General features: G+C 70.6%; 6 protein-coding genes. 3 read left to right on the top strand and 3 right to left on the bottom strand.

The features are described from left to right. Positions 1–240: 240 nt before the first annotated feature. Positions 241–1806, bottom strand: a complete 1566-nt coding sequence (gene guaA, locus ROR02_RS14990) for a glutamine-hydrolyzing GMP synthase (RefSeq protein ID WP_147164855.1) — start codon at positions 1804–1806, stop codon at positions 241–243. Between the two features lie 198 nt (positions 1807–2004). Between guaA and ROR02_RS14985 the strand changes: the two genes are divergently transcribed. Next, positions 2005–5667: a hydantoinase B/oxoprolinase family protein gene (locus ROR02_RS14985; protein WP_147164854.1), complete on the top strand. Its 3663-nt coding sequence runs from the start codon at positions 2005–2007 to the stop codon at positions 5665–5667. A gap of 36 nt (positions 5668–5703) precedes the next feature. Here ROR02_RS14985 and dcd read toward each other — a convergent pair whose 3' ends face one another. Then, positions 5704–6294 carry a dCTP deaminase gene (gene dcd / locus ROR02_RS14980; RefSeq protein ID WP_147164853.1) on the bottom strand — a complete coding sequence of 197 codons (591 nt, stop codon included), beginning with the start codon at positions 6292–6294 and terminating at the stop codon, positions 5704–5706. A gap of 216 nt (positions 6295–6510) precedes the next feature. On the opposite strand from dcd, the gene ROR02_RS14975 reads away from it, so the two are divergent. Further along, positions 6511–7014 (top strand): chemotaxis protein CheW, encoded by a 504-nt coding sequence (locus ROR02_RS14975; RefSeq protein ID WP_147164852.1) that lies wholly within the window; start codon positions 6511–6513, stop codon positions 7012–7014. Positions 7015–7137: 123 nt separating this feature from the next. Here ROR02_RS14975 and ROR02_RS14970 read toward each other — a convergent pair whose 3' ends face one another. Beyond that, a complete protein-coding gene (locus ROR02_RS14970; protein WP_147164851.1) occupies positions 7138–9294 on the bottom strand; it encodes a tetratricopeptide repeat-containing sulfotransferase family protein in 2157 nt (718 codons plus the stop codon). A 277-nt stretch (positions 9295–9571) separates the two neighbouring features. Here ROR02_RS14970 and ROR02_RS14965 point away from each other — a divergent pair, with 277 nt between their 5' ends. Beyond that, positions 9572–10339 (top strand): hypothetical protein, encoded by a 768-nt coding sequence (locus tag ROR02_RS14965; RefSeq protein ID WP_174823038.1) that lies wholly within the window; start codon positions 9572–9574, stop codon positions 10337–10339. Positions 10340–10477: the final 138 nt, after the last annotated feature.

Raw genomic sequence — 10477 nt, 5'->3', positions numbered from 1 at the left:
TCATCAGTTCCAACCGTTGGTATTATCCGCCTTCTTCCCGCCCCTCTTCGCCCGCCGTGCGAACGCGAAATCCCCACAAAAAAAGCCCGCGACCAACGCGGGCTTCAAAAAAGCAGGGCTTGCCGTGCCGCCCCCCATCAAGGACAGGGGTCTGGGGCCTCCCGGCCCCAGCGGGGCCTGGGGCGGAGCCCCAGGGAAAGCCTCCAGGTGCCCGCCGCCAAAAACAGCCTTGCCGCCCCCTTATTCCCACTCGATGGTGCCGGGGGGCTTCGAGGTGATGTCGTAGGTCACGCGGTTGATGCCCTTGACCTCGTTGATCAGGCGGTTGGCGACGCGCGACAGGAAGGCGTGGTCGAAGGGGTAGTAGTCGGCGGTCATGCCGTCGGTCGAGGTCACGGCGCGCAGGGCCACGGCGTAGTCGTAGCTGCGCGAATCGCCCATCACCCCCACCGTGCGCACCGGCAGCAGCACCGCGAACGCCTGCCAGATGGCATCGTAGAGGCCCGCCGTGCGGATTTCGTCGAGGTAGATGGCATCGACCTTGCGCAGCAGGTCCAGAAGCGGACGGGTCAGCGGCTGGCCCGGAATGCGGATGGCGAGGCCCGGCCCCGGGAAGGGATGGCGCCCCACCATGGTTTCGGGCAGGCCCAGTTCGCGGCCCAGGGCGCGAACCTCGTCCTTGAACAGGTCGCGCAGGGGCTCGACCAGGGCCATGTTCATGCGCTCGGGCAGGCCGCCCACGTTGTGGTGGCTCTTGATGGTCACGCTGGGGCCGCCCGCGAACGACACGCTTTCGATCACGTCCGGGTACAGCGTGCCCTGGGCCAGGAAGTCGGCGCCGCCCACGCGCCTGGCCTCTTCCTCGAACACGTCGATGAAGGTGGCGCCGATGATCTTGCGCTTGGCCTCGGGGTCGGTCACCCCTTCCAGGCGCGACAAGAACAGGTCCGACGCCTCGCGGTGGACCAAGTGGATATTGAAGCGGTCGCGGAACACGGCCACCACCTCGTCGGCCTCGCCCTGGCGCATGAAGCCGTGATCGACCAAAACGCACGTCAGCTGCTCGCCGATCGCCTCGTGGATCAGGGCGGCGGCCACCGAGCTGTCCACGCCCCCCGACAGGCCGCAGATCACCCGGCCGCGCCCGACCTGAGCCTGAATGCGCTTGATGGCGTCGGCCCGGAAGGTGGCCATGGTCCACGACCCCGCGCAGCCGCAGATCTGGTGCGTGAAGGTTTTCAGCAACTGGGCGCCGTGGGGGGTGTGCACGACCTCGGGGTGGAACTGCACGCCATAGAAGCGCCGGGCCTCGTCGGCGATGGCGGCGAAGGGCGCGCCCTCGCTGGTCGCGACCACCTGGAAGCCGGGCGGCAGGGCGATCACCCGGTCGCCGTGGCTCATCCACACCTGTTCGCGCTGGCCCGCCGCCCACACCCCTTCGAACAGGGGGCACGACGCGGTGACGTCAATGAAGGCGCGGCCGAACTCGCGGTGGTCGGGGGCTTCCACCGTGCCGCCCAACTGCGCGACCATGGTTTGCTGGCCGTAGCAGATGCCCAGCACCGGCAGGCCCATGGTGAACAGGCCCTCGGGCGCGCGGGGCGAGCCGGTGCCGATCACCGACGCAGGCCCCCCCGACAAAATCACGCCCCGGGGGGCGAAGGCGCGCACGCTGGCCTCGCTCACCGCGTTGAACGGATGAATTTCGCAATACACGCCGCTTTCCCGCACCCGGCGCGCAATCAGCTGCGTCACCTGGGAGCCAAAATCGATAATCAGAATCCGTTCGGAAGGAGGTTCCGCCATTGTCGCGTCGCTCGGCCATGAGGGGGGGGGAAAAGGAAAGCGGACTGTACTCCCTCCCACCGGTCAGGAAAACCGCTTTATCTTCTCGCTGGTGGCTCTTCGCAGACGCTCCAAACTGCCCTACCTTGAAGGGCACGATCCCCGCGTTCGCGCCACCAGCAAGCCGGTGCGTGCGCCCCCCCACAGGGAGAACGGCCCATGACCCCAGTTCCGACACGCGGCCCCGCCCCTGGACGCTGGGCATTCTGGATCGATCGCGGGGGCACCTTCACCGATATCGTGGCGCGCGATCCCTGGGGGAACCTGCATACCTGCAAGCTGCTGTCGGACAATCCCGGCCTGTACGCCGATGCCGCCCTGGCTGGCATCCGCCGCCTGATGGATCTCTCGCCCGGGGCCGAGCTGCCCGAAAACGCGATCGAGGTCATCAAGATGGGCACCACGGTGGTGACCAACGCCTTGCTGGAGCGCAAGGGGGCGCGGACCGTTCTGGTGATCACGCGGGGGTTCGCCGACCTGCCCAGCATCGGCGACCAGGACCGCCCCGACCTGTTCGCCCGTGCCATCAAGCTCCCCGAACTGCTGCACGAACGGGTGATCGAGGCTCGCGAGCGCCTGACGGTCGAGGGGCATGTCCTGGAGGCCCTCGACGAGTTGGCCTTGCGCGATGCCCTGCAAGCCGCCTTCGACGACGGCTTGCGCACCTGCGCCATTTCCTTCCTGCACGGCTACCTGCACCCCGTGCACGAACAAAAGGCGGCGGCCATCGCCCAGAAGATCGGCTTCACCCAGATTTCGGTCAGCCACCGGGTCAGTCCGCTCATCCGCTTCGTGGGCCGCACCGACACGACCATTGTCGATGCCACCTTGTCGCCCCCCTTGCGCCAGCATATCGACCGCTTGAGCATGGCGCTGAACGGCACCCGCCTGCTGTTCATGCAATCCAACGGCGGCCTGGTCGATTCAGGCCAGTTCCAGGGCAAGGACGCCCTGCTCTCGGGGCCGGCCGGCGGCGTCATCGCCACCGCCCGGGTCGCCGCCGAGGCCGGGGCCGACCGGGTGATCGGCTTCGACATGGGGGGCACCTCCACCGATGTCAGCCACTACGCCGGCGCCCTGGAGCGCGTGTTTGAATCCCGGGTGGGCGGCGTGCGCCTGCGCGTGCCCATGATGCACATCAACACCGTGGCCGCCGGGGGCGGCTCGGTGGTCGCCTTCGATGGCACCCGTCTGACCGTGGGCCCCCAGTCGGCGGGGGCCATGCCCGGCCCCGCCTGCTACCGCCACGGCGGGCCGCCCACGGTCACCGACGCCAACGTGGTGCTGGGGCGGGTGCAGCCCGAGTATTTCCCGGCCGTGTTCGGCCCCGACGGCGACCAGCCCCTGGACGGCGAGGCGGCGGTCCAGGCCTTCACCACCCTTGCCCGCCAGATGGGCGACAGCCGCCCGATCGAGGTCATCGCCGAGGCGGTGCTTGATCTCGCGGTCCAGAACATGGCGGGCGCCATCCGCACCTTGACCGTGGCCCGGGGCCACGACGTGACCGGCTACGCCCTGTGCTGCTTTGGCGGCGCGGGCGGCCAGCACGCCACCCTGGTCGCCGATGCCCTGGGGATCGGGCGCATCGTGCTGCATCCCCTGGCCGGGTTGCTGTCGGCGTGGGGCATGGGGCTGGCCGATCTGCGCGCCATGAACGAGCAGAGCCTGGAAATCCCCCTGGACGCCGAAGCCCATCAGGCCCTGCTCTCGGTGTGGTCGCGGCTGGAAACCAAGGGCCGCCAGACGCTGGCCCTGCAAGGCGCCCCCCTGGACGCCGTTCGCATCGAACGACGCGCGCAGATCCGCTATGGCGGGTCGGATACCGCCCTGGAGGTCGCGGCCGGCTCGATCGAAACCATGACCCACGCCTTCCTGGAGCAGCACCGCCGGCAGTTCGGCTTTGTGCTTGATCGCCCGCTGGTCATCGCCACCGTGATCGCCGAGGCCATCGCCCCGGCCGAGGACGGGGCCGCGCCCCTTGGGGCCGCCCCCCTCCCCTCCCCGGCACCGGCCGCCCGGGCCGCGCGGCCGGTGCCCCCGCCGCCGGCGCTGGCGGTGGTGGGGCTGCACGCGGCCGGCGTGCGCCACCCGGCCCGGGTTTACGCCCGCGACGCCCTGGAACCGGGCATGGTCATCCCGGGGCCGGCCCTGATCCTGGAAACCGGGGCGACCACGGTGGTTGATCCCGCCTGGCAGGCCGGGGTGATGCCCGGCGGAATCCTGGAACTGGTCCGCCGGGGCGCCCGCCCGGTCCGGCCCACCGTGGGCACCGGGGCCGATCCCCTGCGCCTTGCCTTGTTCAACGCCCGCTTCATGGCGATCGCCGAGCAGATGGGCGCGGTGCTGCGCAACACCGCCCATTCGGTCAACATCAAGGAGCGCCTGGATTTTTCGTGCGCCGTCTTCGACCCCTGGGGCGCCCTGGTCGCCAACGCCCCCCATGTGCCCGTGCACCTGGGCTCGATGGGCGAAAGCGTGCGCGCGATCCGCGCCGCTCATCTGGGGGCCATGGGCGCGGGCGATGTGTTCGTGACCAACGCGCCGTACAACGGCGGCACCCACCTGCCCGATCTGACCGTGGTCACCCCCTACTTCCACCGGGGCGACATTCTGTTCTGGGTGGCCAGTCGCGGCCACCACGCCGACATTGGCGGCCTGACGCCGGGCTCGATGCCTCCCGACAGCAAGACCGTGGCCGAAGAAGGGATCTTGCTCGACGCCGTGCCCCTGGTCAGGGGGGGGCGCTTCCTGGAAAACGAAACGCGCGCGCGCCTGGAGGCCGGGCCGTGGCCGGCGCGCAACCCCGACCAGAACCTCGCCGACCTGCGCGCCCAGATCGCCGCCAACGAAGCCGGCATCGCCGAACTCAACCGCCTGATGGCCGAGTTCGGCCCCAAGACGGTGCGGGCCTACATGGGCCATGTCCAGGACAACGCCGAGGAAATGATCCGCCGCGCCCTGGTGGGCCTGCGCGATGGCACCTTTGAAACCCCGATGGATGACGGGTCGCTGATCCGCGTCGCCGTGCGCGTCGATCCCACGGCGCGGCGCGCGGTGATCGATTTCACCGGCACCTCGCCCCAGACCAGCGGCAACACCAACGCGCCGCTGGCCGTCACCCGGGCGGCGGTGCTGTACGTGCTGCGCACGCTGGTCGACGTGCCGATTCCGCTCAACGAAGGGTGCTTGAAGCCGATCACCCTGATCGTGCCCCGGGGCTGTCTGCTGAACCCGGTGGCCCCGGCCGCCGTGGTCGCGGGCAACGTGGAAACCAGCCAGATGGTGGTCGATGCCCTCTATGGCGCCCTTGGCCTGATGGCCGGCAGCCAGGGCACCATGAACAACATCACCTTCGGCGACGACACGGTGCAGTATTACGAAACCGTGTGCGGCGGCGGCGGCGCGGGACCGGACCACGACGGGGCCTCGGGCGTGCACACCCACATGACCAACAGCCGCCTGACCGATCCCGAGATCCTGGAACGGCGCTTCCCCGTGCTGGTCGATGCCTTCACCTTGCGCCGGGGGTCGGGGGGCGAGGGCCGTTTCCGGGGCGGCGACGGGGTCATCCGCCGGTTGTGTTTCCGCAAGCCGATGACCGCCGCCATCGTGTCGAATCGCCGCAACCACCCGCCGCACGGCCTGGCCGGCGGCCAGCCGGGCGCGGCTGGCGTCAACCGGGTGGAACGGGTGGGCGGTCAGCTGGAATTCCTGCCCGGCACCACCCGGGTCACCCTGGCCGCCGGCGATACCCTGGTGGTGGAAACCCCGGGCGGCGGCGGCTTCGGGCTGGGGGGCGACGAGATGGACCCGATCGCGTGACGCCCCCGGCGCGCGCGCCCGGCCCCCGGATCGCGCCTACAAGGCGCCGGGTTCGCGGTCGAGACGGCTGGGCAGGGGCGCCGCCTGATCCTTGTACTTGGCGGTCGGGCTGCTGGCGTAGGGGCGCGAGGTGGGCGAAAGCAGGGTTTCGAAGCTCAAGGCGCAGATGCGCATGCCCGGACGCAGGGCAAGAGGCAGCGGCCCGCAGTTGAAGAACTCCAGGGTGATGCGGCCATCCCAGCCGGGATCAATGGTGTGGGCCGTGGCGTGCACCATCAGGCCCAGGCGGGCCAGGCTGCTGCGCCCGTCCAGGCGTCCGGCCAGGTCGGCGGGCAGGCGCACGCGCTGGATGGTGATGCCCAGGGCGAACTCGCCGGGATGCAGGAAGAACGCCTCGCCGGCGGCGATCTCGACCGTGCCCATGATGTCTTCCAGGTCGGGCGCGTGGACGCCCGGGGGCGGAGCGAGATCGATATGGCTGGCCTTGCCGGCCTGGAACACCCGGAACGTCGCGCCCAGCTGCAAGTCGACGGACATCGCCCCCAACCGCTCGGGATCGGGCGGCGGATCAATGAGAATGCGCCCGGCGGCCAGGGCGTCGCGAATATCCAGGTCCGATAGTTTCATGACAAGCCCTCGGAGGATCGGAACGCAAAAACAAAAAGGCGGCCCTTGATTCCACGATTCCAAACGAAAAGCCAGGGGAAGACCGCCCCTCTCCCACGGTCGAAGGCACAGGAGGGCCTTGAAGGCTTGCAACGGGATGCCTATAAAAGAACTCGTGTTGCATGATCGGATCCGCGGGCGCCAGGCCGGCGGGGGCAACCTGAGAAAGGCCTTCCCATGAACCAGCTCACCCAGGCCCGAGACAGTCGCGCCCTGACTCCTGTGTCGGGTACCTCCGCGCTTTCCACGGTGGACGAGCAGGTGTTCGTGACCATCTACGTTGAAAAGCAGCTGTTCGGGATTCAGGTCGAGCGGGTGCAAGACATCCTCATCCCCGAGAAAATCGCCCGCATCCCCCTGGCCCCGCCCGAAGTGGCCGGCGCCATCAACCTGCGCGGACGCATTGTCACGGTGATCGAGGTCAGGAAGCGCCTGGGCCTGCGCGCCAAGAAAGACAAAACCAACATCATGTGCGTGACCATCGAGCAGGGAAACGAGCTTTACAGCATGATGGTGGACTCGGTGGGCAACGTGTTGAACCTGCCCCTGTCGCGCATCGAACCCAATCCCACCACCATGGACCCCCGCTGGCGCTCGGTGTCAAACGGCGTGGTTCGCCTGGATGGCGAGCTGATGGTGGTCATGGACGTGGACGCCTTCCTCAGCTTCAACGCCGCCTGAGGCCCCTTTCCCTTCCCACTTTCCTCTTTCCCTTTCCCCTTTCCTGCCTGCTTCCCCTTTCCTGGCTGCCGCCGCCCCCTGGAAAATCCGTCCGGGGGCGGCTTTTTCGTGGCTGGCCCCTGGCTACTGCGCGACTTCGGTGCTCCAGGGCTCGCCCAGTTCGCGCAGCAGGGGCCCCAGGTGGGCCGCGTAGGCCCGCCAGCGCGCCACCGAGCGGGTGGTGATCGGCTGGCGCACCTGCCAGCGGCTGGCGGTGGCGACGGGCTGCTGGCGCCGCTGGTGGAAGGCCAGGACGGCCGGGTCCCAGGAAAGATCCAGGAAGGCGAGCAGGGCGCGGGCCTCGGTTTCGGGATCGGCGACGAGGCGGGCATAATCGAGGTCCAGCATCGGCACCGGCAACACCTGCCGCCAGTGCGCCATCACCCGTTCATGGGCGCGGGCGTAGCGGCCCAGGGTGGCCAGGTCGTGGCGGAAGGCATGACCGCCCATGAAGTTCTGAAAATACAGCGACAGGCAGGTGTCGGCGAGATCGCGCCGGCAGTGCACCACCCGCCCCCTGGGGAAGGCCAGGGCGAACAGGCCCAGGCGCAGGAAATTGTTGGGCAGCTTGTCCACCACCCGGCGGGCCCGGGCCCCTCCCACCCGTTCCAGCGCCGCCAGGTATTGCGCGATGAAGGGATCCAGGGCGGCCGGTGTCAGGGCCCGCGCGCACCCGGGATAGGGATCGGCGCCGGGCCCGTTGCCGACCAGCCACGGCAACACCGCTTCCAGGCGACTGAAATGGGTCAGTTCGCCCGCGCCGGCGGCCTGGGGGTGGCTGGCGATGATCTGCTCGGCCAGGGTGGTGCCCGAGCGCGGCAGGCCCACCACCAGCACCGGCACCTCGGACGATGACCCCAGCCCGGCCAGATCCTGGAACAGGGCGGGGGTGAAGGTGTCGATCAGGGCCGAGATCTCGGCGTCGTGGGCCTCGGCATCGAAGGGGGCTTCGGCGCCGCGCACGGTGTTGGCCACCCGGTAGGCGGCAAAGGCCCGATCGTACTCCTTGCGGTCGTCCCAGACCTTGCCGGCGGCGTAGGCCAGATCGACGCCCAGGGTCCCGGCCGCTTGCGCGGCCCCGGCGCGGGCCGCGATGCGATCGCCCCAGGGGTTTTCAGGGCCCAGGCGCCCGGTGGTGGTCAGGGCCACGGCGTGGGAATCGTCGGCCGGGTCCAGGGTCCAGGCCCGGCCCAGGGCCGTTCTCGCCGCCTCGAAGCGGCCGGCGCGCACCCGCACGTCGCCCAGCAGACGCCAGGCCAGGGGCGCGCCCGGGCTGGCCGCCACCCAGGCCTTCATGCGTTCCTCGGCCTCGGCCACGGCGCCCGCGCTCATCAGGCCGGTGATCAGATTGCGCCGCAACACCGCCTCGGCGGGACGCAGGGCCACGGCCCGGCGCTGCCACGCCACGGCCTCGTCCAGGCGGTTGTCGTTCAGCAGGAAGGTGGCGGCATCGTTGAGCAGGCCCGGATGGGCCGGCGCCAGGGCCAGCAGGGCCCGCCAGGTGGCGAGCGTGGCCGGAAAGTTGTCCTCGGCCTCCAGGGCCCTTGCTTGCATCAGCAAGGCCGCCAGCGGATCCCCGCCCAGGGCCCGGGCCTTGGCCGCGTGCTCGCGCGCCCGGGCCGGGAACCCGGCGTCCAGCAGGGCCTGGGCCAGGTTCAGGTGGGCAAGCGGAGCCCGGGGATCCAGGGCCACGGCGCGGTTGAAATGGCGCAGGGCCTCGTCGGTCTGGCCGGCCTGGGCGAGGCAGGTTCCCAGGTTCAGGTGCGCCTCGGGATAGTCCTTGCGCGCGCGAAGCGCCTTGCGAAACCAGTCGATGGCCGGATCGCGCTGGCCTTGCCGGCCGGCGGCCAGCCCGCGCAGCAACAAGGCCTCGGGCAAACGGGGCTTGCGGCCCAGAACCCGGTCGAGCACCTGGGCCGCCGGGCCGGGGCGGCCGGTTTCCAGGAGCGCGTGGCCGAACGCCAGCAGGGCCTGGGTATCCTCGGGGGCCAGCGTGGCCGCCCGCTCCGCCAGCGAAAGCGCCGCTCCGGGCTGCCCCGCCCGCAAGGCCAGGCCGGCCAGCGCGGCCAGGGCCTCGGGCACGCGGTCGTCCTGGGCCAGGACCTGGCGCCAGGCGGCTTCGGCCTCGCGCCAGTGCCCGGCCGCTTGCAAGCGCCGGGCCGTTTCCAGCAGGGGGACGAGACGCGCCGTCCCGGCGACACGGGCGGGACTCGGGGCGACGGGGCGGGGAGCACGGGGCATGAACGGTGTCTCCGTCGGAACACAAGGGGGGAGCACGGATCGGTGGAGCGGCGCAACGACAGGCGCGTCAAGGGACTGCGGGCAACCTTAAGGCACCGTGCATTGAACCGAATCCGGCCCGGTGCTCTAACTTTTTGTTTTTACGCTCGACTTGTCCGAAAAGCGGTTCGCGCTTTTCGGGTCTCACTCTAGTCCCCGCGTTAAGGGATCGGCAAGGTGGACACGATAGCTGTGGGGGAACGCCGGACCTTCCGTCTCTCTTGGAGAAGACCCCCCGATGAGCGCGCCCGATCCCCTGGAGATTATTGAATCCCGCCTGGTGCGGGCCCTGCATGACCGCGTTGTCCTGGGAGAGACCGATCATCCTGCCGTGCTGTCAACCTGGGTCGCCATCTGCGGCGACGTGCCCGATTCCACGATTTTGTGCGAATTGCCCCCGATCCTGGGCCGCCTCGCACGCGAGGAAGGCGGCGAGGCAGCCCTGGCCGGGGCGGGGCTGATCCCGGCGGCCGGCAGCCGCCCGCTGTTCTGGCAGGCGCTGGCGGCACGAGTGGCCTCGCACGTGCGCCGGCTCGACGACGCCGCGCGCGACTCCGGGGCGCCGTCTCCGGCCCTGATGCCGCCGCAGATGGCCTCGGCCCGGGCCCAGGTGGCCGTGCTCCACCGCCAGATGATGACCCTGGTCGACGCCGCCTTCGCGGTCGAGGCCGAGCGCGAGCGCCTGGTCGCCGAAACCGAGCGCCTGGAAGCGGAGCTTGCCGCCCTGTCGGCCGAGATCGGCGACGCGATCACCGGGGTTCTCGACAACCAGGCCGACGCGCCCCGCGCGCTGGCCCGCCTGGCCGAGGCGGTGGGCCTCGACAGCGCCGCCAGTGCCCTGCGCCGCCTGCCGCGCCTGCCCTTTGCCAGCCCCCTGCCCCCGCCCCCGCGCGAGGCCCGGCCGGCCAGGATGCGCCTGAGCCCGCCCCCGGGAACGCCCCGGACCCCGCGCCCCCTGCCCAAGCCCGTCGCCCTGCCGCCGCTGGCCCTGCCCGGCACGCTGTAGGAGCCCCGCCTGGGACGCCTTCGCGGCTTGACCACGGGGGAAGACGGGGCACGGGCCGGGGATCCCCGGTGTTCTCGCGGTGCCCTCGCGCGCCGTGGTCCCCCCGTTGCCCCCCGTCCATCCGCCCCGTCCACCCCC

Origin of the sequence: Pararhodospirillum oryzae (assembly GCF_007992075.1) — a bacterium.
GTDB classification, from domain to species: domain Bacteria; phylum Pseudomonadota; class Alphaproteobacteria; order Rhodospirillales; family Rhodospirillaceae; genus Pararhodospirillum; species Pararhodospirillum oryzae.
This window is presented reverse-complemented; position numbering and strand designations above follow the sequence as displayed.